The sequence below is a fragment of the Wolbachia endosymbiont of Frankliniella intonsa genome, assembly GCF_029856955.1.
In the GTDB taxonomy this organism is placed as follows: Bacteria; Pseudomonadota; Alphaproteobacteria; order Rickettsiales; family Anaplasmataceae; genus Wolbachia.
In genome coordinates, this window is record NZ_CP097148.1 from 525,679 (window position 1) to 550,479 (window position 24,801).

Annotated in this window: 19 protein-coding genes, 1 other RNA gene and 11 pseudogenes; 17 read left to right on the top strand and 14 right to left on the bottom strand. The window is 33.5% G+C overall.

Translation table 11 applies throughout. The features are described from left to right. Window positions 1-119: 119 nt before the first annotated feature. The 3 genes and pseudogenes from nth to M3L71_RS02970 form a co-directional block, all read right to left on the bottom strand. A complete protein-coding gene (gene nth / locus M3L71_RS02960) occupies window positions 120-761 on the bottom strand; it encodes an endonuclease III (RefSeq protein ID WP_280143942.1) in 642 nt (213 codons plus the stop codon). 17 nt (window positions 762-778) lie between these two features. Next, window positions 779-1,150, bottom strand: a pseudogene (locus M3L71_RS08555) (molecular chaperone DnaJ); the annotation flags it as partial. 42 nt (window positions 1,151-1,192) lie between these two features. Next, window positions 1,193-1,936 (bottom strand): annotated as a pseudogene (locus tag M3L71_RS02970) (IS5 family transposase); the annotation flags it as partial. A 189-nt stretch (window positions 1,937-2,125) separates the two neighbouring features. Between M3L71_RS02970 and M3L71_RS02975 the strand changes: the two are divergent. The 5 genes from M3L71_RS02975 (at window position 2,126) to trpS (ending at window position 7,008) form a co-directional block, all read left to right on the top strand. Next, entirely contained in the window at window positions 2,126-3,925 is a 1,800-nt protein-coding gene (locus M3L71_RS02975; protein ID WP_280143944.1) for a peptidylprolyl isomerase, read from the top strand. 134 nt (window positions 3,926-4,059) lie between these two features. Further along, on the top strand, window positions 4,060-4,374 hold the full coding sequence (rpsP, locus tag M3L71_RS02980) for a 30S ribosomal protein S16 (protein WP_006015540.1): 315 nt from the start codon (window positions 4,060-4,062) through the stop codon (window positions 4,372-4,374). A 10-nt stretch (window positions 4,375-4,384) separates the two neighbouring features. Further along, window positions 4,385-5,371, top strand: a complete 987-nt coding sequence (locus tag M3L71_RS02985) for a polyprenyl synthetase family protein (protein WP_064085383.1) — start codon at window positions 4,385-4,387, stop codon at window positions 5,369-5,371. Window positions 5,372-5,433: 62 nt separating this feature from the next. Next, entirely contained in the window at window positions 5,434-5,994 is a 561-nt protein-coding gene (locus M3L71_RS02990) for a nucleotide exchange factor GrpE (protein ID WP_280143945.1), read from the top strand. Window positions 5,995-6,009: 15 nt separating this feature from the next. Next, window positions 6,010-7,008, top strand: a complete 999-nt coding sequence (gene trpS / locus M3L71_RS02995; RefSeq protein ID WP_280143946.1) for a tryptophan--tRNA ligase — start codon at window positions 6,010-6,012, stop codon at window positions 7,006-7,008. Between the two features lie 7 nt (window positions 7,009-7,015). On the opposite strand, the gene M3L71_RS03000 is transcribed toward trpS, so the two are convergent. Both M3L71_RS03000 and M3L71_RS03005 read right to left on the bottom strand, forming a co-directional pair. Further along, window positions 7,016-7,411, bottom strand: a complete 396-nt coding sequence (locus tag M3L71_RS03000) for a hypothetical protein (RefSeq protein ID WP_280143947.1) — start codon at window positions 7,409-7,411, stop codon at window positions 7,016-7,018. After that, window positions 7,389-7,526: a hypothetical protein gene (locus M3L71_RS03005; RefSeq protein ID WP_280143948.1), complete on the bottom strand. Its 138-nt coding sequence runs from the start codon at window positions 7,524-7,526 to the stop codon at window positions 7,389-7,391. Before M3L71_RS03005 ends, M3L71_RS03000 begins: the two co-directional genes overlap by 23 nt. Between M3L71_RS03005 and M3L71_RS03010 the strand changes: the two are divergent. From M3L71_RS03010 to M3L71_RS03025, 3 pseudogenes are all read left to right on the top strand, one after another. Beyond that, window positions 7,520-8,526: pseudogene (locus tag M3L71_RS03010) on the top strand (IS630 family transposase). The gene M3L71_RS03005 and the pseudogene M3L71_RS03010 sit on opposite strands and share 7 nt — an antisense overlap. A 13-nt stretch (window positions 8,527-8,539) precedes the next feature. After that, window positions 8,540-9,182: pseudogene (locus M3L71_RS03020) on the top strand (IS3 family transposase); the annotation flags it as partial. A 193-nt stretch (window positions 9,183-9,375) separates the two neighbouring features. Continuing rightward, window positions 9,376-10,080 (top strand): annotated as a pseudogene (locus M3L71_RS03025) (IS4 family transposase); the annotation flags it as partial. A 28-nt stretch (window positions 10,081-10,108) separates the two neighbouring features. On the opposite strand, the pseudogene M3L71_RS03030 reads toward M3L71_RS03025, so the two are convergent. Then, a pseudogene (locus tag M3L71_RS03030) lies at window positions 10,109-10,970 on the bottom strand (IS630 family transposase). 57 nt (window positions 10,971-11,027) lie between these two features. On the opposite strand from M3L71_RS03030, the pseudogene M3L71_RS03035 reads away from it, so the two are divergent. The 3 genes and pseudogenes from M3L71_RS03035 to rnpB all read left to right on the top strand — a co-directional run. Continuing rightward, window positions 11,028-11,657 (top strand): annotated as a pseudogene (locus tag M3L71_RS03035) (transposase); the annotation flags it as partial. A gap of 106 nt (window positions 11,658-11,763) precedes the next feature. Continuing rightward, the gene (locus M3L71_RS03040; protein WP_280143950.1) at window positions 11,764-12,144 is read left to right on the top strand and encodes a hypothetical protein; all 381 of its coding nucleotides are present in this window, start codon (window positions 11,764-11,766) and stop codon (window positions 12,142-12,144) included. Window positions 12,145-12,303: 159 nt separating this feature from the next. Then, window positions 12,304-12,653: RNase P RNA component class A (rnpB, locus tag M3L71_RS03045), an RNA gene on the top strand. 354 nt (window positions 12,654-13,007) lie between these two features. Here the strand turns inward: rnpB and M3L71_RS03050 are convergent. Beyond that, window positions 13,008-13,778 carry a response regulator transcription factor gene (locus tag M3L71_RS03050; RefSeq protein ID WP_280143951.1) on the bottom strand — a complete coding sequence of 257 codons (771 nt, stop codon included), beginning with the start codon at window positions 13,776-13,778 and terminating at the stop codon, window positions 13,008-13,010. 323 nt (window positions 13,779-14,101) lie between these two features. Between M3L71_RS03050 and M3L71_RS03055 the strand changes: the two genes are divergently transcribed. The 4 genes from M3L71_RS03055 (at window position 14,102) to M3L71_RS03070 (ending at window position 17,534) form a co-directional block, all read left to right on the top strand. Continuing rightward, window positions 14,102-15,079 (top strand): NAD(P)H-dependent glycerol-3-phosphate dehydrogenase, encoded by a 978-nt coding sequence (locus M3L71_RS03055; RefSeq protein ID WP_280143952.1) that lies wholly within the window; start codon window positions 14,102-14,104, stop codon window positions 15,077-15,079. 76 nt (window positions 15,080-15,155) lie between these two features. Continuing rightward, complete coding sequence (locus M3L71_RS03060) at window positions 15,156-15,581, top strand: phosphatidylglycerophosphatase A family protein (RefSeq protein ID WP_010406878.1); 426 nt, start codon at window positions 15,156-15,158, stop codon at window positions 15,579-15,581. Beyond that, entirely contained in the window at window positions 15,571-16,362 is a 792-nt protein-coding gene (locus M3L71_RS03065) for a GNAT family N-acetyltransferase (RefSeq protein ID WP_280143953.1), read from the top strand. The genes M3L71_RS03060 and M3L71_RS03065 overlap by 11 nt, the downstream gene beginning before the upstream one ends. 35 nt (window positions 16,363-16,397) lie before the next feature. Beyond that, window positions 16,398-17,534 carry a hypothetical protein gene (locus M3L71_RS03070; protein WP_280143954.1) on the top strand — a complete coding sequence of 379 codons (1,137 nt, stop codon included), beginning with the start codon at window positions 16,398-16,400 and terminating at the stop codon, window positions 17,532-17,534. 3 nt (window positions 17,535-17,537) lie between these two features. On the opposite strand, the gene M3L71_RS03075 is transcribed toward M3L71_RS03070, so the two are convergent. The 6 genes and pseudogenes from M3L71_RS03075 to M3L71_RS03100 form a co-directional block, all read right to left on the bottom strand. Next, window positions 17,538-18,326, bottom strand: a complete 789-nt coding sequence (locus tag M3L71_RS03075) for a succinate dehydrogenase iron-sulfur subunit (RefSeq protein ID WP_280143955.1) — start codon at window positions 18,324-18,326, stop codon at window positions 17,538-17,540. A gap of 54 nt (window positions 18,327-18,380) precedes the next feature. After that, entirely contained in the window at window positions 18,381-18,839 is a 459-nt protein-coding gene (gene ybeY, locus M3L71_RS03080; RefSeq protein ID WP_015587883.1) for an rRNA maturation RNase YbeY, read from the bottom strand. 330 nt (window positions 18,840-19,169) lie between these two features. After that, window positions 19,170-19,568 carry an EVE domain-containing protein gene (locus tag M3L71_RS03085; RefSeq protein ID WP_280143956.1) on the bottom strand — a complete coding sequence of 133 codons (399 nt, stop codon included), beginning with the start codon at window positions 19,566-19,568 and terminating at the stop codon, window positions 19,170-19,172. Then, on the bottom strand, window positions 19,568-20,752 hold the full coding sequence (ftsZ, locus tag M3L71_RS03090; RefSeq protein WP_012481860.1) for a cell division protein FtsZ: 1,185 nt from the start codon (window positions 20,750-20,752) through the stop codon (window positions 19,568-19,570). The genes M3L71_RS03085 and ftsZ overlap by 1 nt, the downstream gene beginning before the upstream one ends. 244 nt (window positions 20,753-20,996) lie before the next feature. Continuing rightward, the gene (locus tag M3L71_RS03095; RefSeq protein WP_280143957.1) at window positions 20,997-21,497 is read right to left on the bottom strand and encodes a hypothetical protein; all 501 of its coding nucleotides are present in this window, start codon (window positions 21,495-21,497) and stop codon (window positions 20,997-20,999) included. A gap of 79 nt (window positions 21,498-21,576) precedes the next feature. Further along, window positions 21,577-22,452: pseudogene (locus M3L71_RS03100) on the bottom strand (YifB family Mg chelatase-like AAA ATPase); the annotation flags it as partial. Between the two features lie 100 nt (window positions 22,453-22,552). Between M3L71_RS03100 and M3L71_RS03105 the strand changes: the two are divergent. Then, a pseudogene (locus M3L71_RS03105) lies at window positions 22,553-23,425 on the top strand (IS4 family transposase); the annotation flags it as partial. A 27-nt stretch (window positions 23,426-23,452) separates the two neighbouring features. Here the strand turns inward: M3L71_RS03105 and M3L71_RS03110 are convergent. Continuing rightward, window positions 23,453-24,314 (bottom strand): annotated as a pseudogene (locus M3L71_RS03110) (IS630 family transposase). Window positions 24,315-24,375: 61 nt separating this feature from the next. Here M3L71_RS03110 and M3L71_RS03115 point away from each other — a divergent pair. Then, window positions 24,376-24,783 (top strand): annotated as a pseudogene (locus M3L71_RS03115) (IS4-like element ISWpi18 family transposase); the annotation flags it as partial. Window positions 24,784-24,801 lie beyond the last annotated feature (18 nt).

The window sequence follows — 24,801 nt, forward strand, 5'->3', positions numbered from 1 at the left end:
GTGCACAGAGGCGTCATCAAGTAGCCCTTCATTGTCATCACAGTGTCAGCTACTCGGACGACACAATCATAGAGATCAGCTACTTGGATGATAAAAGTAAGAAATATCGAAGTGTTGTGCTAGACTTTATACCTCTTGCATTCAAACTCACATAAATCATGAATTATGCATGTTTCACACGAAGGTTTTTGCGCTTTGCAAACATATCTACCATGCAAAACTAGCCAATGATGAGCATAAAGTAGGTATTTTTTTGGCACTAGATTCAAAAGAGACTGCTCTGTTTTAAGTACATCTTTTTCTTTCACAAGCCCAACTCTATTGCTCACTCTAAAAACGTGAGTATCAACTGCCAATGTTGGAATACCAAGCCCTGAATTTAAGAACACATTAGCGCTCTTTCTCCCAACCCCTGGTAAAGATACCAAATCATCGAAATTAGTAGGCACTTTGCTATTGTGCCTCTCAATCAATATTTTACTGAGCCCGATTATATTTTTTGCTTTGGAATTATATAAACCAATACTGCTTATGCATTTTCTCAGCTCACTTTGCCCGAGATTCAACATTTTTTCTGGCGTATCAGCGATACTAAATAGCTCCTTTGTAATTTTATTAACACTTATATCGGTCGTCCGCGCTGACAGAACTATTGCAACTAATAACGTAAAATGATTGGTATAATTTAGCTCTATTTTTGGCGCAGGATTTGACTGTTGAAATTTTTCAAATATTAATTCTACTTTTTTGAGTCCATGCATAGAGCTAAAAGCTTATACTATACTGTTTGCTGTGCAAATTCAATTGCTTGAGGATTAGATAGTCCTTCAATATTAACATCAGACATATCAGTTTTTACCTCATCAAAATTCCTTTCAGCAAACTCGCTTGCCACTTCTGCAAAACATTTTCTAACAAGAGGCATGATAATTGGCATTAACAGTTTTCGTGGATCATACCGTCCTAACAGATCAGTCTCCTTTTGCACTCTATCTCTTGGATCCTCTTCTAGTAAATCTTTCATGTGTTTTTCAGTGTATATTTCACAAACTTTTGAAAATGTATGACTAAATATCTCAGTAGCTAGCAGTGCTAACAATGACAAAGCACCAAATATTGTCACATCAACATAAAGACTATTAGAAATAAACCCTCTATAATCAAAGAACCTGTTCATAATCTTTTGAGGAGGAAAGAAGTAAAAGCAAATTTGTAGGCTAGTATTAAGTTTACGCTCGCAATTTTTCCAAAGTCGCCTACATTTTTCCAACCAGGCAAAAGAAGATCTCTCAACAACCCATCTTTTTGGCAATACAGCAAAGATGCTTCACCTCAACAGTTGCACCAATAGTTACTTTCATCTGTGTTGCAAAATTTTCTCCAGTGTAGCCTGCATCAACCAGTATGTTTTTAACTTCAGAGAGACTTTCTTTAGCATTTTTAACCATTGTCAAAGCACTGCTACGATCAGTTATTTCTGCCGTTGTTATATGAATTGCGTGTGTCAAACCTTGTGTATCAACTGCGATATGACGCTTTATTACTGAAATTTTCTTGCCAGCATCATAACCTTTTTCTTCAGAAGTATCGGTATTTTTTACACTTTGGGCATCAATGATGCAGAAGATTGTTTTTGTATTCCGACCACTGTTCTCTCCAACCAATTTTTTTTAAGACAATTTCTAGAACATTTTCTCTATCTTCATTCGTTTTTTTTACTCCATTTCTTGAAGTAATCGTAAAAATTTCGCCATCTTGGAAACTCTTTTGGAAGCATTCGCTATTGACAGCCACTTTTTAGTACATAAAGCACACCACAAAATAACTCATATAAACCTAATCTTCTTGTCTTTGTTTTCTTTCGCACGCTTTCTAAAATTAGTCTAATCTTTTCGAATTTTTCACAACTTATGTCACTTGGATATGTATTCCTCATACTTTACCTCATGTCAACTATACCTCATCTTAACATATTCAGAGATCACTTACAGGCTCTTAGGTTAATATAAGCTTCCATTCAATTTAATACACTACAATATTACATATATTAGCTAATTTGTTAATAGATTTACAAATATTAAATTATTGCTATTCTAAATTTAAGTGTTAGTTAACTGAGTTTACAATGAGTATTAGAAATTTTTTTACCAAGGCAGTCGTTCTCCTTTTAGTTTGCTTATTAATCTTTATGGGGATTGGCAATCTTTTATCAAATGATGATGAAAGGAAAGAATTAGCTAAAGTAGGAAAGGAAGTTATAACATCAGATGAATATAAATTACTATATCAAAATTATGAAAAGCAAATTTCTGGATCTGATGTAAGCAAAGAACAAGTAAAAAAGCTGAAATATGATTTACTTAACGCACTTATAGAGCAAAAACTATTGTTTAACCTAATTAGCGAACTTGGATTAAAAGTTGGAGAAGAATCTATCAAAAGCCATATAAAAAATACCAAGTACTTTCAGGACGATAAAGGAGAATTTGACCATAATAAATTCCATCAAACTCTAAATAGCCTGCATATAACAGAAAAGGAATATATAGAAAAACTAGAGAAAATCCTGCCTGCAATGATGTTCATGACTTCGTTATTTAAAGATAATTATCCGGTAACTTTTGGTGAGAGTGTTGATGAGCAGATATACAAAAATCGCTACCAAACTAGAGTAGTTGATATTGTTAAAATAACTGAGAATGCAATTACAGACGTTCCTGAACCAGATGATCAAGCCTTACTTGATTTGTATGAAAGAAATAAGTCCAATTTTTATTACCCTGAGTATCGAACTGCGCAATACATTTCTCTGGATCAAAAATATTTTGAAGATCAAATCAGAATTTCAGATGAAGAGGTTGATAGTATAATAGAACATCAGGAACTTAAAAATCAAAGAGACATATTCAATGTGATATTTCCTACCAAAGAAAAAGCTGAAATAGCAAGAAGAGCACTTGAAGAAAGTAAAGCAAGCTTTGAAAAAATAATAGAAGAGTTTAATAAAGTGAAACTCGATGAAACCAGAGTAAATAATATAACTAAGGATTTCTTACCTGAAAATATGAGAGAAAAGGTATTTGCTCTCAAAACAGGTGAAGTAAGTGAAGTTTTAACAAGCAATTTTGGATGGCACGTAATAAAGGTAGAAAGCATACATCAAATCTCTGATGAAGACTTGGTTGATTTAAAAAAAGACATAAGGTCAGTTTTAACCAATCAAAAGTCTTTTGAAAAAGTCAATGATTTCATAAATCAAGTGAATTATAAGATATACAATGGTGCAACGATTGAAGAAATCTCCAATAATTACAATTTACCTATACAAACCATTGGTCCAGTAGATGCTAGTGGGAAAGACCAAAGTGGTAATGAAGTAGGAAATTCCAGTGATTTCATTTCTTTCATTTTTTCACGCGAGAAAGATCAGAAGAGTTATTTTAAGGGTGTTGGAGATACTGTTGTTGGTGTGAAAATCAGTGATATCGTTCCTCCTAAATTACAAAATTTTGAAGAAAGTAGGGAATCAGCCATAAAGCTTTGGCGTAGTGAATTTATAAAAGAAAGAATGTTTAAAATGGGACAAGAAGTAGCAGTTCAACTAAGAGAAAAGACAGATTTGGAAGAAATGCAAGGTATAAAATTGGTTAAAGGCCAGCAAATACAACGCAATGAACAAAACTACCCTTTTTCTTTCATAGAAGAGATTTTCAATATGAAAACAACTAATTCGGTAACAGATCCTATTCAATACAATAATGAAATTATAATAGGCGTTCTAAAAGAAATGCATTCATCAAATGGTAAATTAAACATGCTTGATACCGGAAAACGTGTGATGATATCGCTAAAGGAACAGTTAATTAGCTATCTAAAATCAAAGTATAGAGTAGAAGTTAATCATGCTATGATTGATGATATATAAAAAAGTTTATTATCTTCCTTTTATGAGTGATTGGAGGGGGCTATATTGTATTTTTAGGTAAAAGAGGTACAATTAGTTTGACTTTAGCTGTTTATTGTATTTAAATTGTAATTAATATATGAATAAAGGTTGACATGGCAGTTAAAATAAGGTTAGCAAGGTTTGGGGCAAAGAAACGTCCTTTTTATAGGATAGTTGTAGCCGATTCACGAGCACCAAGAGATGGGCGCTTTATTGAGAGAATAGGACAATATGATCCAATGTTGCCAAAAGACAATAAAAATCGTGTCGTGGTAAAAGCTGATAGATTAAAACATTGGCTAAGTGTAGGAGCGCAAGCAACTGAAAGGGTAATGTGGTTCATTAAAAAAGGCATAGTAGATTTAGAAACAGAATCGAAAAAAATAGAAAAGAAAAAAGTTGAGAAAGTACAAGGGCAAGAAGCATAAGTCCTATTAAATGCTAAACACTGATTTAACAAAAAGTAGTAAATTAGATGATATTGTATCTTCTGATTTATTGGCTATGAATGACTTTATCTTCAAAAATGTCAATGATGAAGGTACTAAGCTTGCTACCGATATTACATCTCATCTTATTAATTCAGGAGGAAAAAAGATAAGGCCTAAGCTCATTTTTATTATTTGTAAAATGCTGAATTACTCTGGAGAGAGTAGGATCAACATTGCTGCATCGGTAGAATTTATACACAACGCTACTTTACTTCATGATGATGTGCTTGATGAAAGTAAGGCACGCCATGGAGTTGCAACAGCAAATAAAATTTGGGGGAATAAATCAAGCATTTTAGTTGGTGATCTATTATTGACCTTAGCATTTAGATGGCTTATAGAATGTGGGAATTTAAGTGTTCTCTCTATTTTATCTAAGGCATCTAATTTGCTTGTCAAGGGTGAGATAAAGCAGATGACAACGCGTTTTGACCCTAACACAATTAGGAAAAATTATTTTAATATCATTGGAGAAAAGACAGCATCTTTATTTTCTGCATGCTGCGAGGCTGCATCAGTAGTATCTGGAGCCACAAGTGACGAAACAGAGAGGCTAAGGAATTTCGGGTTTAATTTTGGTATGGCATTCCAAATAATTGATGACGTGCTAGATTATACTGCTAATCAAGGCACTTTAGGAAAGCAACTTGGAAAAGATTTCTTTGAAGGTAAAGTTACTTTACCTTCTATTATAGCATATGAAAAAGGCAGCCCATCAGAACAAAAATTCTGGGAGAAATCTTTTTCTTCAGCTAGACACAATTTTGACCAAGCATTACAATATATTAATCATCATAATGCCATTCATGTTTCTATGGAAGAAGCTAAACACTATATTAATATGGCGCAAAGTAATATTGATACTTTTTCTGATTCTCTTTATAAAACTGCTTTGATTGACTTTTTAAATGCAAGCATAGAAAGACAAGGATAGCTAACGCTTGATATTTTTAGATTGATTGTTATATATTTATTAAGTTTGTAAGGGTGAATGATATGTCAGATAGTAATAAAGAGAAAAAAAAGAAATTTGCAGATATGGTCAGTAAACCAAAAGGGGATGATCAAGAAGATCAGCAAACAGGTGATTTAAGTGAAGAGCTTAATATATTAAAAGAACGTGCAGTTCAGCTTGAAGATCATTTACGTCGCGCTGTTGCCGATAATGAAAACGTTAAACGTATAATGCAAAAGCAAATTAGCGATGCAAGTGATTATGCAGTAACAAAATTTGCACGTGATATGATCGACTCTTGTGACAATTTAAAAAAAGCAATGGAAAACTTGAAAGATGATGATCCTATTCATGAAGGAATAAAAGTGGCGCACCAAAAGATTGTGAGTGATCTAAAAAAACATGGAATAGAAGAAATAGATCCAATAGGTAACTCTTTTGACAGCAATTTACATCAAGCTGTTGTGGAAAGAGAAGATAATGAAAAAGAGCCTGGCACTATTGTAGAAGTACTACAAACTGGTTATACAATTAAAAATAGGTTGCTTCGTCCTGCAATGGTTATTCTTTCTAAAAAATCTGCTGATTGCGAAAGTAACTAATAACACACTCAAGGTATGGAAGAAGTTGTCTTCTCAGGTATTCAGCCAAGTGGAGCATTACACTTGGGCAATTATCTTGGTGCAATTAAGCAGTGGATAGGCTTGCAGGATAAATATAAATCTCTTTTTTGTGTTGTTGATCTGCATGCAATCACAGCAAATAAGCTTCCCGCAAATGAATTAAAAAATAATATTTTTAAAGCAGCAGCAACTTATATTGCATGTGGAATAGATCCGGAAAAGTCGATTATTTTCAATCAATCCGCAGTTAGTGGTCATGCAGAATTGGGCTGGCTGCTAGGGTGCTATACACCAATTGGTTGGCTTAATCGTATGACTCAATTTAAAGATAAGGCTGGAAGCGATAGACAAAAAGCTTCTCTTGGGTTATATAGCTACCCAGTACTTATGGCTGCGGATATATTGCTGTATCAAACTAAATATGTTCCTGTTGGCGATGATCAAAAACAGCATTTAGAACTTGCACGTGATATTGCATCAGCTTTTAACAATCATTATAAATGTAGTCATTTCATCATACCTGAAATCTTAACTTTGGATTGTACATCAAGGATAATGAGCTTAAGAGATGGAGCAAGCAAGATGAGCAAATCTGATTCTTCAGAATACTCATGCATTAACCTTGACGATACAGATGACTTGATTGTCAAGAAAATAGAAAAAGCAAAAACAGATTCAATTCTAGGCTTTGATTTTGCTACTTTAAAGTGCCGTCCAGAAGTAAACAATTTGGTAAACATTTGTTCAGTGCTTAGTGATTTAAATGTGGAAAAAGTGTGTGAAGAAGTGAATAAACATGATATGAAACACTTTAAAAAAGAGTTAGCTGACTTAATCATCAGTGTTATATCACCCATACGTGAGAAGTTGAACGGTCTTTTGAAGGATCAGCTCCATTTACATAAAATATTAAAAGAAGGTACAGAAAAAGCAGCAGAGATTGCAAATAACAATATAAAAAAGATCAAGGATATTATAGGGTTTGTTCAATAGGTTACAACTATTTCTTCCCACGGCTTTCAAATCGTGCAGCTATTTTCTTTACACTAACATGAGTGAGAAGAGGTTTTTTACTAACCGGAAGTTTAGAATCGGACTTTGCTGTTATGGGGTTCATTTTAGATCTTTTATTTCCTACCGGAAATGAGTGAGATTGGGAGGCAGTTTTTTGCGATGGTGCAGGATCTTTCTTCATACCGATATCTGCTTGTGTTGCAGGGGTGGCTTTGCTCTTAGCAACTTGATTTTCCTCAAATTTTCCTACTATTGACTTTACTCTACCGTCCTTCTTGCTATTTACTTTTTCTTTTATAATAACCGCTTTTACTTCTGATGCTGCTTTATCAGCAGATTTTTTCAGGATTGGTTTACTTTCAGCTGATTTTTGCGAAGTCACTTCTACTATTATTGGTTTCGTGCTTATACCAATTCCCGCTATAGAAAGAACAGATAGAGAATAATGGGGAAAAAGTCATACTAGAGTAAGTGAAATAGCGAGGTATAAATGGCATTAAGGTCAAAACTATTAGACGAAAGAGTTGTAAATTTAGCGAAAGAAATGTTAAAAAAGGTAAGAAATAACGCATATGTTTCAAAAAAGTTACAAGCGGTGATAGCAGGAAAAGAAAGTAGTATAAGCGCTGTGGCAAGAATATGTAAAATTTCAAGGACTGCTTTGACTGAATGGATAAAGCATCTAAAATTTGGTAGAGTAGAAAAATTATTTGCCCCGTTTCAGCGGAGAAGAAAAAGCAAATTAAACAAAAATCAACGTGAGCAAATTGAAATATGGGTAGAAAGAAATCCAAATATTACTATTAAGGAAGTACAAATAAAAATCTCAGAGGAATTTGCCCTAAACATCAGCAAATCAACAGTGCACCGTGAGATACAAAGGATGAAATTTTCTTACATAACACCGAGGCCAATGGACCATAAACAAGATAAAAACAAGCAAGAAGAGTTTAAAAGATACTTCAATAAAATAGTCAATTTCCACCCTAAAAGGGAGGTGTATTTTTTGATGAATCACGATTTGGGACTCATTCAAAAATCGGACACGGATGGTTTAAAAAAGGGTTCAGAACGCAGGTTAAAATGAAAATTGGTAGACAAAATTTCTATATCTAAAGTGCGGTAAATCCAAGAAGTGGTAAGAAAATTAGCCTACTTGCTCCATATGTAAACACTGATTGTATGAATATATTTCTGGAGCAGATGTCGAAAGATTTAGGCACGAAAGAAGCCTTTCTTGTAATGGATTGTGCAAGTTGGCATAGATCAAAAAGTTTGAAAATTCAGGAAAACATTACCATCATATACTTGCCTCCTTATTCACCGGAACTGAATCCTGTTGAAAGGTTGTGGCAATATATCAAATACAATACTTTACGCAATAGTATCTACGATACCATAGGTTTACTTGAAGATGTTTTGTGTAATTTTATTGTCAATATTTCCAGTACTACTATTAAACGAGTTTGTAATGTTTCTTATTTGTTCCGTCAGTAATGGATTTTGGTATGAATTAAAGGTTTTAGGTAAAAATTATAACATCAAAACAGTGCAAAATGTTATGCAGGAAAATGGCATTCAAGCCCAACTTAGACGAAGGTTTAAGACTAAGAAACTTCAAACAGACAATAGAGTTATAACTCCTAACATATTGGATCAGAATTTCACCACTGATCAGCCAAACAAGATATGGGATTACATACATAAACACCAACGAAGGATGGCTATATTTGGCAGCAATAATAGATTTATATTCACGCATGGTAGTTGGTTGGTCAATGAGTAATTCAATAAATAAGCAATTAGTTATAGATGCTTTATTGATGGCTGTTGATAGGCGCAAACCCGTTAAAAATCTACTATTTCATAGCGATCAAGGATCACAGTACACCTCTAAAAATTATCAATTTTTACTGAATACAAAAAGTATTATTTCTAGCATGAGTCACAAAGGTTGTTGTTACGATAATGCTGTTTCGGAGAGCTTTTTTAGTTCACTAAAGAGGGAATTACTCATTGATACCTCACAACACTCCGCACAAGAAGCTAGAACCGCAATATTTGAATACATAGAAATTTTTTATAACAAACAACGTAGACATTCTACTATTAACTATTGCATTCCTGAAAAATTTGATTCATCATTTTCATGAAAAAAACGTCTTAACTACCTGTCTACTTTTTCTGGGTAAGGTCAAACATTCAACGACTCAAACAAGCACAGTAACAGTGGAGCCAACCATACGCGTCAAGTTAAGGAACTGTGGTAATAAACTTAGTGTAAGGAAGAGAAAGAAAAGATATAAGTTCTCTTAAATCTAACAAAGAAAACGGAGAACTTATACAATGAAAAGAATAGTTTGCATCTCAAAAAAGCTCAAAGAATTTTTTAATGAAAAAGCAGATAAAATCTCAGCTACAACAGGGTTCATAAAAAGAAAGAGGAAGCTAAAAGGCTCGTAGTTCATAAAAGCCATCGTTTTGGGTAATATAGGGGTTGATAATTGTAGTATAGAGACAGTGTGTCAATTATTGAATGAAGACTCGATAAATATAACAAAACAAGGTCTGGACTTTAGATTTACCAAGGAAGCAGTGGAATTTATGAAAAGAATGTATAATGAATCTTTAACGTTACTTAAAAATACCTTACAAGTTGATTGCAGAATCTTGAAGCACTTTGGAGGTGTTAAATTATTAGACAGCAGCTACATTAGCTTACCTAACAGTATGGAAGACATGTATAAAGGTTATGGTACCAGCTACAGTGGTTATGAAAGCAATACTAAGTCTGGAATAAAGTTACAATTAGTTTTTGACTACCTAAACCAGACATTAGACCAGCTTAATATAACTGAAGGAATAAGGTCAGATCAGGGTTATAGAAGCCATTTAAGCAATATATCGAACAACGATTTACTAATATCTGATTTGGGTTATTTTGTGCCAAGTTCTTTTAAACACATCAATGAAATAGGAGCTTATTTCATAAGTCGTTATAAATCCGATACTAACATATATGATATAGAGACAGGTCAAAAAATAGATTTATAGCTCTTTTCATAATAGTCCGGAAAGTTCATAGAAAAGCAGAATCAACAGCATGACGAAAAGATGTGAATAGAGGGATGTTTTTCCTAGCTCTATTTTTTATAGCAAACCAATGATGCTCAATTTTATTGAAATCTGGGGAATACGTAGGAAGATACAAAATTTCAGCACCAACTTCTTTAGCAAGTTCAGTAATCTTATTAGACTTATGAAAAGTAGCATTATCAAGGATAACAGTTTGTCCAGGTTCCAAAATCGGTGTCAAAAACTGCTCAAACCATTTATTAAAGATATCCATATTACAATGGCCCTCAAATGTTAACGGAACAACTATTTTTCTACTATTTAGAGCTGCAATCATGCTAATTCGTTGAGTTTTCTTTCCAGATTTTAGGGCATAAAATCGCTGTCCTTTCTGAGAATATCCATAGGGATAGTCTTCGGTATTATCAATACCAGATTCATCTATATATACTAAGTTTTGAGGTTCTTTCGTTGCTATAATTTTCAAAAATTCAGCACGTTTTTCTTCATTCCTTTCTTTGTATCCATATGTCTTTTTTTGCGTGTGAGTCCAATTTTTTTAAGAGCTAGATGAATCGTTGGGATACTAACATTACTCCAAAGCTTAGCCATTTCCGATAGAGTTTTTCCACCATGTTTTTTTGGCAAATTCAGTAAATTTATTCCAGTCGGTAATTTTATGATTATAACCTCCATTTCCAAGTTTTTTCGACTGAAAATCTCCTGTTTCTTTTTTTTCTTTGCTGCCACTCCCATAATGTAGTTCTTCCAATTTTAAATCTTGCTGCTACCGTTTCTCTGCTTTCCCCTTCGTCTAGTACCTCCATTGCTTTTTTTCTTAAATCATAACTATATGCTGCTGGCATACTTACCTTCACTACTATAAACTCTTATTTTAAACCGTTTGGACCATTATGAAAAGAGCTATACTAGAACATTTGGGAGATCGATCTTTTCTAGAACAGGAGGTATTGTTAGGAAAAGAGACAAGGGTTAAAGTAAGAATTATATTTAAAAAACTAACTGAAGAACAAGCTGTGGCTAGAAGAAGAAAGGCTAATAGGTTAGCAAGATCACATGGATACACATCTTCTCAAAGGAACCAAAAGTTACTAAATTGGTCAATATTTATAACTAATGTTCCAAAAAGTAAGATTAATGCTGAGCAAATACTAGTAGTTTACCGAATAAGATGGCAAATTGAATTATTGTTCAAATTATATAAGAGTAATATAAGGATTGATAAGCTGAGAGGAAAGCCATACAGAGTATTATGTGAGCTATATGCCAAATTGTGTGCAATTCTTATATTTCATGGAATAGTGGGTTGCACAGAACTGAAAAAAAATACGGAGCTTAGCTTAACAAAGGCATTTATTGAGCTAAAAAGACGGGTTAGAGAGTTATTTTTAGCACTAAATAATAAAATTAAAGGCTTAAATATTTTTCTCAAAAAGCTTACCATAACTTGGTCGCAGTTTTCATTAAAAGACAAGTGCAGAAAAACTAGGGTATCCACCTTAACTTCTCTAAATTTGCTCACAATCTCTTAACTTGACGCGTATGGTGGAGCCAACTGTGCCAACAACAAGCTCAGAGAGAACTACACAAACAGTGTCTACTATGCCGAGTACTAGAACAAGGGAGTTGACAACTCCTATGTTCACTACAACTTTATTTTCTCAATCTACTTCTTCACCACAGCCTACTCAACTTGCTATAGGGTCTAATAGGGCAGGAATGATAGGGGGATCTTTAGTTGGATCAATAGGTGTTGCTGGAATTATAGGATTCATAGCATATAAATGTATTAAGAAATATCACGTTTATTATAATACTACTCATGTGTTAGAATTAGCTGATTTGGAATCGCATTCAAATGGTAGCGATGAAGAAATTTTTATCGCTAGTAACAGAATTAGCCATATATCTATGCAAACTATGGATCAATCTGGAACGGTGCTAAACAGTATATCGGTGGAGAGTAGTAGTCGGTCAAGAAGTAGCTCATCGTCTTCAAGCGGTGTACCAGGATCTTGACTGACTGAGCTAGAGTCTAAAAGTGAAAAAAAAGCTTATCTTGGGATAGCGATGATGTACCGGAATATCACCTTTAGCTATTTGTCTGAATGTTTTTAGTATGTAGACTGTTAGGAAATTTTCTTTTGCTTTTGTGATTTTAATGTTAAAGTATAATTTCTAGGTGAAATAAGTAGCTGCTGTTGTGTGATAAACACAGCAGAGGAAAGTCCGAGCTCCAAGAAAAGGTAGTGACGGGTAACGCCCGCCGGAGGTAACTCCAGTTATAGGGCTACAGAAAATTACCGCCTAAAATATTATTAGGCAAGGGTGAAAAGGTGTGGTAAGAGCGCACCATAACAATGGCAACATTGGTAGTAAAGTAACCAACACTAGGAGCAAGATTAAATAGAAGTAGATTTTATGTTTTTCTCATATCTACTCGGGTAAATCGCATGAAGTAAATGGTAACATTTACTCCAGATAAATAGCTACATAAACAGAACTCGGCTTATATTTCACCTAGGCAATGCATGAATGTCAGCCATACTATGTAAATGTATCAAACATTTCACATATCCTGTACGCTCAATTTGACCACCTATATTCCTTTTACTTCTTGGCTTATCTCTTTTTTTATTTCCTTTTGAACTTAACAAAGCTTGAATTTTAACCGAGCTTTTCCTTTAACTCGTCATTCTCTATCTCTAAAGCCTTACTTTCTTACCTATAACTTTTTAGCTCCGCTTCCAACTTTTCTATTTTTTGCTGCAAGTCTTTGTAAAGTTCTAAAAGACTGACCACGTTACCTCACTTTTAGGATTAGTTTTTATCTTACTAAATCTACCTTTTCGCTTCTTCAATCAACAAGTAAATAAAGCATTTCATGCGCTGTCCTTGACTTGTTCTGCTTGATAGTCACTACTGCTTTCGCTTATATTAACACTAGAGTATTCTTCATCGTCAACATACTCTTTTAGAACATATCCTCTACCCCAAACGGTTTCTATGTGGCTTATTCCATCATTTGCACTTTCAAGTTTTTTACGTAATTTACACATAAAAACATCAACTATTTTGTTGTCTGAAGGTTCGTCCAAGCCATTGTAAAGATGGTTTAAAAACATTTCTTTTGTCAACACTGCTCCTTTACGCAATGCCAGCAATTCTATCATGGAATACTCTTTGTTAGTAAGGTGAACTGTTTTGCCTTTTACCTCAACAATCCTCTGATCAAAATTGATATTCATATTACCAATCTTTATCACTGATTCGGGATGGCCTTTAGTACGTCGGACTATGGCCTTAATTCGAGCTAATAATTCGCTCTTGTGAAATGGCTTGGTTAAGTAATCGTCGGCACCATACCCAAGTCCTTTAGCTTTATGGTTGGCAGCGGAGATACACGAAAGTATTAAAACAGGAACTTTGATTTTTGCACTTCTTAATCTTAACAGTATATCATATCCATCAATATCACCAGGCAGGTGTATATCTAGAATAACTAGATCGTAACAGTCTCCACCCGAGGAAACCATATTATTGTTATAATCTTGTGCAGAAGTAACAACGTCGCAAAAATGTCCATCAGAAGTTAAGGCATTAACTACAGTCCTTGCACTTACTTGATCATCTTCAATTAATAATATACGCATATTTTACACCCCATAAATAATTTATAATTTTAGTAATATATATAACCAAGGAAAGTAACAAATCAAATTTTTATTAATGAATAATAGAAATTACACTTATTAATTAATAGTTAATGTGTCGTTCCAAAATTATACAAATAGATCTAAAATACAATAGATATACTATAATAATACTATTTTTAGTAAATATTGAATAGAAGCTGTTTTTATTAAAAGAATACTTAGGTTAATAGATATTTAAACTATTTTATACTTTTATGTTATATTTTTAATTTACTTATTCTACAGTTTTAAATTATAAGTAATACTTTCAGGAATATTGAGTGGTAATATCAGTTTTAGGTGCTGGCGCATGGGGTACAGCAATTGCGATTTCATTAAGTGGTAAGAAAAATGTAATTTTGTGGACTCGCAATAAGGCCATATTTGAATCAATTAAAGAGAAAAGAGAAAGTGACAAGCTACCTGATTGTCCAATTTCTGATAATGTATCAGTAAAATTAGCTATTGAAGATGCAGTGAATGCTTCAGTAATAATTCTAGCTGTTCCCACTCAGTCTCTAAGGGAGATATGTCATCAATTGAATGATTGTAACCTAAAAAAAAATGTAGCAATAATTTTGGCTTGTAAGGGAATAGAAAAATCTACATTAAAATTACCTAGTGAAGTAGTCAATGAAATTTTACCTAATAATCCTCTTGCTGTTTTTTCTGGTCCTAGCTTTGCTATAGAAGTTGCAAGAAAATTACCATATTCGATGGTTCTTGCATGTCAAAATGAAGTATTAGGTTTAAAATTAGTATCAGAGCTACAGCAAGAAAATATTAAATTGTACCTTAGTAGCGATGTTATAGGAATACAGGTTTGTGCAGCGTTAAAGAATGTTTTTGCTATAGCATGTGGGGTTGTTCTAGGTAGGTTTGGGTTTAATGCTCATGCAGCATTAATTACGAAAAGTATGAGTGAAATTAAGGCTTTATACTCAGCAAAAGTTGGTGACGGCAATGTAGATATAAATACACTACTTGGACCAGCATGCTTAGGCGATTTGGTTGTGACATGCACATCATTAAATTCAAGAAATCTATCTTTTGGATCTAAAGTAGCTAATAGTAATGGTTCTAGTGCTCAGCAGATTTTATCAGAAGGTAAGTCGGTAATTGAAGGTTTTAACACTGCTAAGTCTGCATTTGATTTAGCAGAAAAGCTAAAGATAAAAATGCCCATATGTGAAGCGATCTATAGATTGCTATATGAAAATACTTCTATAGAAGATACTATTTCTGTTCTTGTAAATTAGTTTTATATTTCGGTATATTGTGAAATTTTTATATAAATTAATATCAACATGGTGGCTATCTGGCACGGTAAAACACATGCCAGGTACTATAGGCAGCTTGGCTGCTTACCCAATTGTTCCTATATTACTCAATGACAGAATTTTAGGTACAGCAATTATTTTTTTTTTATTCTTAGTTGGATTATGGTCTACAGGCAATTATATACAACATTACAAAGCTCCGCATGATCCAAAAGAGGTAGTAATTGATGAAGTAGTTGGTCAATTGCTGACAGTACTTCTAGTTTCAATATTATTAGAACAAGAAATGAATAGCTCTGTATTGTTGGTGTGCTTTTTCTCCTTTAGGTTTTTTGATATAATAAAAGTGTGGCCTATAAATTTGATTGATAAAAATACAAAAGGTCCTTTGGGTATTATGCTAGATGATGTTGTAGCTGCAATTTTAGCCTTTGTTTTTATAGGAGCATTTTATTGTTTATTGTTGGTTTATGCAGAATAAAAAAATTTGTTATTCAAGCTTAATTATTCAGAACCTAAAGGATTATATACTTTATGCAACGAATTTGTCCAAGTGGGAAATACATGACGAATTTGATAATGTTATATTTACAGTAAATGGTACCAGAGAATCGTTATTTAATTTTGTGTTTTGTGAAGATCAATGTACTGAGCTTTCCATATGCAGAACTCTAGATTATCTCAAAGCACGAAATATAGAAGCAACATGGATAATAAGTCCACGTATAAAAATAGGGGGTATTTTAGAAAAATGCGAAATAAAACACGTTAGCACACCAAAAAAAGTTTTACTCAATATGAAAGATTATTTTTTGCCTGATGATGCTGTTCCAAATTTGAAGTTCAATGTTGTAAATAGTAGTGAGCTCTTAGAGCAATTAGATTTACACACTTCTAAAATTTTTTATCATAGAATTAGTATTGTTAGCACATTTTTTCGCCAATTATCGAATTATGATGATAAGAGCTCAAGGTTAAGATTTTTTCTTGTAATGCTAAATAACGAAATTGTTGGAACATGCGGTCTTTATATTCAAGACAGCATAGCTGGTTTTTATAGCGATGGAGTTTTACCAATTTACAGGGGTCGTGGAATAGGAACTCAAATGGTTCTAGAAAGAATAAAGATAGCCAGGCAATTTGAGTGCAAATACATAGTAGCACATTGCATGAAACCTTCTGTAAACCTTTATAACAGATTAGGCTTTAGGGTATTGGGCAATCTTCACTTATATACCTCTTCAGTACAATCTCTTTGCTGAGAGGTTACAAATTTTTATATTTGTTTTAGAATACTATGTTTTTTTTGTATGAAATAGTTTTACTACTAATTCTAGTATTCTTCTTTTTCTCATATTCTAAATTAAAAATTAGTAATAAAATTAAGGACTTACAACATCAAAATGTTATCATAAATAATTTAATAGATACTGTGAATGATGGATTTTATATTTGGGACGCAAAAAAACGTATAGAAAAATTTTCTCCCAATTTACTAATTTTGCTTAATACTGTTTTTTATTCATTTAATGAGTTTGTAAATTTTTTTGAGCAATCAGAAAGCTTAATTAAAAGTTTTGCTGAGGCAAAGGAAATAAATAAATCTTTTACTCTAGATTTAAAGTCAAAAGACAGTGAGGTTTATTGCACATGTTATGGTAAAAGCATAATAGATTATTCTAATAATGTGATTGGTGTTTTGTTATGGATAAGGAATATCTCCGATTATAAGATAAAAGCTAATGAACTTGAGTTAGAAAATAGTAAGCTTATGCGAGAATTGGAGAGCTATAAAAAAATTTTTGACTCTTTACCATTTCCAATACTGAAGCACAATAAGAATAAAAAAGTAAGGTTTTATAACTTATTTTATGATAAATATATAGGCAGCTCTAAAAAATTTACTGTTGCGAGTGGCTCCTATAACGTAAAACCAGGAGAGTGTGTAATAACTTACAAGAACGAACCTAAGGTTTTTAATTTTGTTGAAGTTCCAGTGCAAAATTCTAATAGCATAGTAATGTATGGAAAAGATATTAGTGATGAAAAAAAATTACATACTGAGCTAAGCAATTGTTTAGCTGCACAAGAAAGTTTGCTTGAGAAGCTATCGATTGCTGTGGCGATATATAGTAAGAATCAAAAGCTAAAATTTTATAATAATGCTTTTATAAAAACTTTTCAGTTTGATCCAAAATTTTTGGAGTCTTATCCAACTTATCACGAGATTATGCTTCACCTATTTGAATCTAAAAATCTTTTAGGAAAAAAGGATTTTCAAACTATTAATAATCAAAGACATGAGTTGTTCAAAAGATTACTGGAATCATATGGTGAAACAATACATTTCATGAATGGAAGAACGTTTAGAGTATTAACAATACCCTATGCTTCAGAGGGTCTACTATTTTCTTACGAAGAGTGCCAGAAATAACACTCAAATTCCTTCTCTCTCTACCATAAGCTGTTTTACTTTCGCTATCGCTTTTGCTGGGTTAAGCCCTTTCGGGCAGGTTTTTGTACAATTCATTATTGTATGACAACGATACAACTTAAATGGGTCGTTTAAAGAAGAAAGTCTTTCTTCTTTCTTATTATCACGACTGTCAGCAATCCATCTATAAGCTTGCAGTAATATCGCTGGCCCTAAAAATTTATCACCATTCCACCAATAGCTTGGGCAACCAGTCGAACAGCAAGCACATAGTATACAATCAGACAGACCATCCAATTTTTTTCTATCTTCAGGAGATTGAAAGTATTCTTTATTTTGTAAGGCAGATTTATCTGTTTGTAACCAAGGTTTAATCGATTTGTATTGCTCATAAAATTGGCTTAGATCTGGAACTAGATCCTTTACTATATACATATGAGGTAGTGGATATATTTTTACTTCACCTTTTATATCATGTATAGATTTAGTGCATGCAAGAGTGTTGGTACCATCAATATTCATTGCACAAGATCCGCATATTCCTTCTCTGCAAGAGCGTCTAAAAGTTAAGGTTGAATCTATTTCATCCTTTATTTTTATTAATACATCAAGTACCATAGGGCCACAATTATCCATATCGATAAAAAATGTGTCTATTCTTGGATTTTTATCATCATCAGCAGACCAACGATAAATTTGAAATCTTCTAATATTTTTTGCTCCAGTAGGAGTAGGATAAATCTTGCCCTTTTTATTAACTTTAGAATTTTTTGGTAAAGAAAAATGAACCATATTGCTTACCTTTTACAGCTAAAACCCCTTTTTTGTAAATAACATATTTTGGTATTATCTACCATACTTTTCCTTTTCAAATTCAAGCAAAGCTAAAATCTTGCTCTCTAAACTTTTCATTATAATTTCTTCATCTTCTTTTTGATGATCATAGCCAAGTAAATGCAGCAATCCATGAACTAACATGTGTGCAGTGTGAGTGAGGATAGATATACAGTACTCATGAGACTCTCTTTCTATTGTATCTACTGCAATTGCTATGTCTCCTAGATCACATTCACTAGATAACTGTTCGCATGGAAATGATAGTACATTAGTTGGCTTATCTATTTCTCTAAACTTAAGATTAAGTTGATGTAGCAAGTTATCATCAGCGAGAGCTATTGATATATTTGGTTTATAATGATCTATTTTTAATTCTTTTAGAGAAGCATTAATAATATTTAATACAAAACTCTGTGGGTCCTTCGTAATACTATGCCACCTCTTATCAAGAATATTTACTTCTAACATGAATAAAGCACCAGAAAGGACATTATCCCATCACTTGACATTGGAACCAAAAAAAGAAGAATTATAGACCATCGTATCATACACACAACTATACGAATATTGTACACTAGAAGTATGTCATCCCAGTCTGGGATCCAGGAATTCTGATTAGACATTAGGTGAGTGAATATAAAAGCTATATTAAAACACAACATTTTTAATGTGGTCGCATTACAGCTGGATTCCAGTGTCAAGCACTGCTTTGTGTTTGATGAAAAATCGGCTACTTCGAAACAAACACTCATACAGCTGTATGTTGTGTGCTGAGGTAATATTGTTTGGCAACAGGTATTACACATCACTCATCCTTATTATTTCATTCCACTCAGTCTCTAAAACTGGAGAAACTGATAAACGTGATTGTTTTAATATAACCATATTTTTCAAAAGTGGGTTTTGTTTTATACTGTTTAACGTCACTTGATTACTTAAAGGTTTCAAAAGTTTTACATTCACTAGTCCAAATTTGGAATTATAAACATGATAATACTCCTTTAATACTTCAACTATTCCAAGTATAACTCTCTCTTTACCTGTATGATAAAAAAATGCAAGATCGCCTAATTTCATAGCTCTCATGTAATTTTGAGCTTGATAATTGCATACACCATTCCACTGCGTCACCTGCTCCTTTTCCATTTTTTGCCAGGAGTATTCTCTTGGTTCTGACTTTAGTAGCCAAAATTGCATTATTTTTTTCTTCTTAAATAAGCTGGTATATCATAAACATTGCTGCCCCACTTAACTCTTTCATTTGTTTGCTCAGTTGAAGCATATTCTTTTGTTTCTAATATTGGAATTTGATTATAAGGCCATTTAAAATTTTTTTCCTCTGCTGGGATCTTGTTTTGATTAACAGATGAATTGTCGTTACAGCTATCAATGCCAGTTGCAAGAACAGAAACTCTAACTCTTCCTTCCATCGCCTGATCAAAAGTAGCACCAAATATTATATTTGCATTTTCATCCACTTCTTCACGCACTCTATTTGCTGCAGAATCAACTTCAAATAGAGTCATATCTCCACCACCAGTAATATTAATCAATATTCCTTGCGCACCTTTCATTGATACATTATCAAGCAATGGATTAGATATCGCAGCTTCTGCAGCACTAATTGCCCTATCTTCTCCTTCTGCCTCTCCAGTACCAATCATTGCTTTACCCATCTCACTCATTACTGTTTCTATATCAGCAAAATCAAGATTAATCAGTCCTGGCATGATCATCAAATCAGTTACTCCTCTTATGCCAATATGCAGAACATTATCGGCGAGTTGAAATGCGTCAGCAAATGTAGTTTTCTCGTTAGCAATTCTAAATAAATTTTGATTGGGAATGACAATAAGTGTGTCTACATATTTTTGCAACTCTTCAAGTCCAAGCTCTGCAATGCGCATACGTCGCACACCTTCAAAACCGAACGGCTTAGTTACAACTCCAACAGTCAGTATCTTTTTTTCTTTTGCTCCTTTATCTTTAACTACCGCTCTTGCTTCTCTGGCTGCTTTTGCAATTACCGGTGCAGCACCTGTTCCAGTACCACCACCCATCCCTGCTGTGATAAAGAGCATATGGCTATCTTTTATATGCTCCATAATTTCATCAATTGATTCTTCTGCTGCACCTTTACCAACATCAGGCAAAGCACCAGCACCAAGGCCCTTAGTTAAGTTAATACCAAGTTGAATTTTTTTATCACATAATGACTTCTCTAACGCTTGAGCATCGGTATTTGCTACAACAAAATTTACTCCTTGTAAATTGGATTGAATCATGTTGTTCACAGCATTTCCACCAGCACCACCCACTCCCACAACGGTAATCCTTGGGTGTAATACAGGTAGCTCTGGTAAACTAAGGTCGATTGACATTTAAATTACTCAAATATTAGTGAATTCACTTGATAACAAGTTACTATCTTTGTTAACAATATGCAAACATTTTTCATTTTGATATATGCAAATAGTAAACAAGATTTACTTATTCTTAACATTAATAGATATAATGACTACATACTTTCAAATAACACTACTTAAAATGCAAAAAAAAACGGAAAGTACTTGTGTGCTTGTAAGTAAAAAAGGGATAGAAGCCTATCCCTTTGCTTTGTGAAAGTTACTTAGAGAATGCTTTTGCTCCCCCAAATGATAACACAACAGCATCAAAGAATTTTGTACGGACATTTGCATCATCAATAAATTCTAGATTACCATTAGAAACTTTAGGATTATCATCCTCTTTTTGACAAGCATTAAGTACACCTTGCTTTACTACCTCAATTTGACTTGCCTTATTATTGTTTTTATATGCAAGCATAGGTGCAGCTATTATGGCTGCTACTGCAGCAAGAACTACCAAACTAGCAATGAGTGGATGAGCAACTGCAAATGCAGACATTGCAGTAATAGCAGGACTAACAAGTGTTTCAGCTTTTGTTCCAACTGTACCAACAAAAGTTGCATAAGCTGGACTTAAAAAATAAGCAGCTGTAAGTGAAGCTACTGCTATAACTGCTAAAGAAATAACAATTGTCTCACCTTTATGTCCTGTTACAAAATTGTAGCCTTGACTACGAACATTTTTAACTTTCTCTTTCATTTTGTCTATTATTTGCATAAACCTACTCCTAAAATATTAAAATTTCACTAATGGCAGTATATGGCAAAAAAAGTTTTCTGTCAAGCAGATTAATGTATTTATACATTCTTATTCTGTAATTCAGCGCTTCTGCAGTGTGTGCTCTTTTTATTTCCTCACTTTTCGCAAGATCTGCAATGGTTCTTGCGACTCTTAATACACGTGTATAGCCTCGATTGGAAATGTAATTTTCTTTCAGTACGTATTTTAGCAATTCTAACCCTTCCTGATCTGGTTCAGTGAATTTATTTAATGCTTCACCACTGACTTCTGCATTGCAACGAATATTAAATTTACTATAACGCTCAGTTTGAATTTTTCTCGCTGCTATCACCCTTCCTCTTATAGCCTCGGTACTTTCTCCCTCCAGAGAGATTTCAGGAGAAAGTATGCTAACGTTTGGCATTTCAATGCATATGTCTATTCTATCAAGCAATGGTCCTGATATTTTGTTTTTGTAATCTGTGCCACACTTTGGAGCTTTGTTGCACGATCTACTTGCATCACCTAAATAACCGCACCTGCAGGGATTCATTGCAGCTATAAGTTGAAAATTAGCTGGATAAGTAATGTGAGCATTTGCACGTGCAATAGTAACTTTTCTATCTTCAAGTGGTTGACGTAGAGAATCAAGTACAAGCCTTGGAAATTCAGGTAGCTCATCAAGAAATAACACACCATTGTGAGCCATGGTGATTTCCCCAGGCTTTGCATTTTTTCCTCCTCCTATCATCGCTGGCATGGAGCATGAATGATGAGGTTCACGAAAGGGACGAGTTACTTTAAATGTTTCGTTACCGGCTTTTGTTATGCTAGAGATAATATTAACATCAATCATCTCCTGCTCAGTCAAATCAGGTAATAGCCCTATAAATCGCTTAGCAAGCATTGATTTTCCAGTACCAGGAGGTCCAACAAGGAGCATATTGTGTCCACTGCCATTAAGTTAAGGGAAAGTGATGGACTGTATTGTAAAATCAGGTAAGATCCACAAATTAAAAGAAGTAATGACATGAGTAAAAAAAAGAATAATCATGTTTATAAAAAATAAATTGATGAGTTTAAACTTTATAAACGCACACAGAGCATCCTCAAAAGACTTCTCACGAAAAAGAAATCTGCCCTTCATTAGTGTATTTCTCCTGATTTTTAGAAAGAGTGTAAAGTCATTACAAGTAATGCTTAATGAGTTTGTTCTGCATACAAGAAAAGATTACACAATTACGGCAAGTGCATTTACTCAAGCAAGAAAGAAGCTAAAGCATACTGCGTTTTCAGAGTTAAATGATGATATAGTTTCCCTATACTAACAAGATCAGGAATTTAAAACCCACCATGGCTTCAGAGTACTTGCATTTGATGCTTCAATACTGATTCTGCCAAAGAGCGACAAAATAATAGGCGAGTTTGGCTCAAGAGCAGTATGAAATCGAATCCAGAGATTTGAAGACTATACAAGTGCAACCTTTGAAGTTTGCTACGATGTGCCAAATAATATTGCAATAAAATCTGTGCTAAGTAGAGGTGACAGCTATGAGGTTGATTTAGCGATCGGTATGCTTGAATCCATAAAATCAGACGATTTGTTAATCTGTGATAGAGGATACGTATCTTATCGATTTCTTGCTGAGCTTACAGGAAGGAAAATCAATTATATAATTCGCTGTTCAAGTTCGTCTTTCAATGAAATAAACGCTATGTTTAAGCCGGAAAGCCCATCTAGTACGGTGGTAGTGTCTACCGCACCTATTAAAGTAGCAAGACAGCTACGAAAGCTAGGATTACCTGATGAGATGAAATTCAGGTTAGTCAAAATAATACTTTCTTCTGGAGAAGTTGAAGTATTAGTAACATCTCTGTTAGATGAGAAACGTTTTACAGTTGAAGAGTTTGAGAGATTATATTATAGCTCTTTTCATAATAGTCCGGAAAGTTCATAGAAAAGCAGAATCAACAGCATGACGAAAAGATGTGAATAGAGGGATGTTTTTCCTAGCTCTATTTTTTATAGCAAACCAATGATGCTCAATTTTATTGAAATCTGGGGAATACGTAGGAAGATACAAAATTTCAGCACCAACTTCTTTAGCAAGTTCAGTAATCTTATTAGACTTATGAAAAGTAGCATTATCAAGGATAACAGTTTGTCCAGGTTCCAAAATCGGTGTCAAAAACTGCTCAAACCATTTATTAAAGATATCCATATTACAATGGCCCTCAAATGTTAACGGAACAACTATTTTTCTACTATTTAGAGCTGCAATCATGCTAATTCGTTGAGTTTTCTTTCCAGATTTTAGGGCATAAAATCGCTGTCCTTTCTGAGAATATCCATAGGGATAGTCTTCGGTATTATCAATACCAGATTCATCTATATATACTAAGTTTTGAGGTTCTTTCGTTGCTATAATTTTCAAAAATTCAGCACGTTTTTCTTCATTCCTTTCTTTGTATCCATATGTCTTTTTTTGCGTGTGAGTCCAATTTTTTTAAGAGCTAGATGAATCGTTGGGATACTAACATTACTCCAAAGCTTAGCCATTTCCGATAGAGTTTTTCCACCATGTTTTTTTGGCAAATTCAGTAAATTTATTCCAGTCGGTAATTTTATGATTATAACCTCCATTTCCAAGTTTTTTCGACTGAAAATCTCCTGTTTCTTTTTTTTCTTTGCTGCCACTCCCATAATGTAGTTCTTCCAATTTTAAATCTTTCTGCTACCGTTTCTCTGCTTTCCCCTTCGTCTAGTACCTCCATTGCTTTTTTTCTTAAATCATAACTATATGCTGCTGGCATACTTACCTTCACTACTATAAACTCTTATTTTAAACCGTTTGGACCATTATGAAAAGAGCTATACTTGCGCTGGGGAGTAGAAACATTTTTTTCTAGGCTGAAGGGAAGATTAAATTTAGAGAATTTCACAGGAAAAAGTATTGAAACTATCAAGCAGGATTTTTGGTCAACTATCTTCATCAGTAATCTAGAAAGTATCATGATAGAAGATGATGAAGAGACATTGAGCTCACAGAATAGTAAACTAAAAAAAAGCATCAATAAATCTGTCTCATTTAATGCGATTAAAAACTTATCCTTTGATATTTTTTCTACAGAGTCAGACATAGACTGCATTATGTATCGACTATCACAGTTATTTTTGATGAACACTTTAGTGGTGAGAAAAGGGAGAAGAGTTAATCGTCATAAGATATCTGATATTCGTTCACTCAACTACCAGAAAAGAGCTAGAAAACATGTGTTTTAAATTCAAGATATCTTTTCA

Excerpts from the sequence above, each read along its gene's own strand:
- M3L71_RS02985 (WP_064085383.1), top strand. The coding sequence starts at position 4,385 with ATGCTAAACACTGATTTAACAAAAAGTAGTAAATTAGATGATATTGTA.
- M3L71_RS03050 (WP_280143951.1), bottom strand. The coding sequence starts at position 13,778 with ATGCGTATATTATTAATTGAAGATGATCAAGTAAGTGCAAGGACTGTA.
- trpS (WP_280143946.1), top strand. The coding sequence starts at position 6,010 with ATGGAAGAAGTTGTCTTCTCAGGTATTCAGCCAAGTGGAGCATTACAC.
- M3L71_RS03060 (WP_010406878.1), top strand. The coding sequence starts at position 15,156 with ATGCCAGGTACTATAGGCAGCTTGGCTGCTTACCCAATTGTTCCTATA.
- rpsP (WP_006015540.1), top strand. The coding sequence starts at position 4,060 with ATGGCAGTTAAAATAAGGTTAGCAAGGTTTGGGGCAAAGAAACGTCCT.
- M3L71_RS03005 (WP_280143948.1), bottom strand. The coding sequence starts at position 7,526 with ATGCCATTTATACCTCGCTATTTCACTTACTCTAGTATGACTTTTTCC.
- M3L71_RS02975 (WP_280143944.1), top strand. The coding sequence starts at position 2,126 with ATGAGTATTAGAAATTTTTTTACCAAGGCAGTCGTTCTCCTTTTAGTT.
- ftsZ (WP_012481860.1), bottom strand. The coding sequence starts at position 20,752 with ATGTCAATCGACCTTAGTTTACCAGAGCTACCTGTATTACACCCAAGG.
- M3L71_RS03075 (WP_280143955.1), bottom strand. The coding sequence starts at position 18,326 with ATGGTTCATTTTTCTTTACCAAAAAATTCTAAAGTTAATAAAAAGGGC.
- M3L71_RS03065 (WP_280143953.1), top strand. The coding sequence starts at position 15,571 with ATGCAGAATAAAAAAATTTGTTATTCAAGCTTAATTATTCAGAACCTA.
- M3L71_RS02990 (WP_280143945.1), top strand. The coding sequence starts at position 5,434 with ATGTCAGATAGTAATAAAGAGAAAAAAAAGAAATTTGCAGATATGGTC.
- M3L71_RS03085 (WP_280143956.1), bottom strand. The coding sequence starts at position 19,568 with ATGCAATTTTGGCTACTAAAGTCAGAACCAAGAGAATACTCCTGGCAA.
- M3L71_RS03070 (WP_280143954.1), top strand. The coding sequence starts at position 16,398 with ATGTTTTTTTTGTATGAAATAGTTTTACTACTAATTCTAGTATTCTTC.
- M3L71_RS03095 (WP_280143957.1), bottom strand. The coding sequence starts at position 21,497 with ATGCAAATAATAGACAAAATGAAAGAGAAAGTTAAAAATGTTCGTAGT.
- nth (WP_280143942.1), bottom strand. The coding sequence starts at position 761 with ATGCATGGACTCAAAAAAGTAGAATTAATATTTGAAAAATTTCAACAG.
- ybeY (WP_015587883.1), bottom strand. The coding sequence starts at position 18,839 with ATGTTAGAAGTAAATATTCTTGATAAGAGGTGGCATAGTATTACGAAG.
- M3L71_RS03040 (WP_280143950.1), top strand. The coding sequence starts at position 11,764 with ATGTTCACTACAACTTTATTTTCTCAATCTACTTCTTCACCACAGCCT.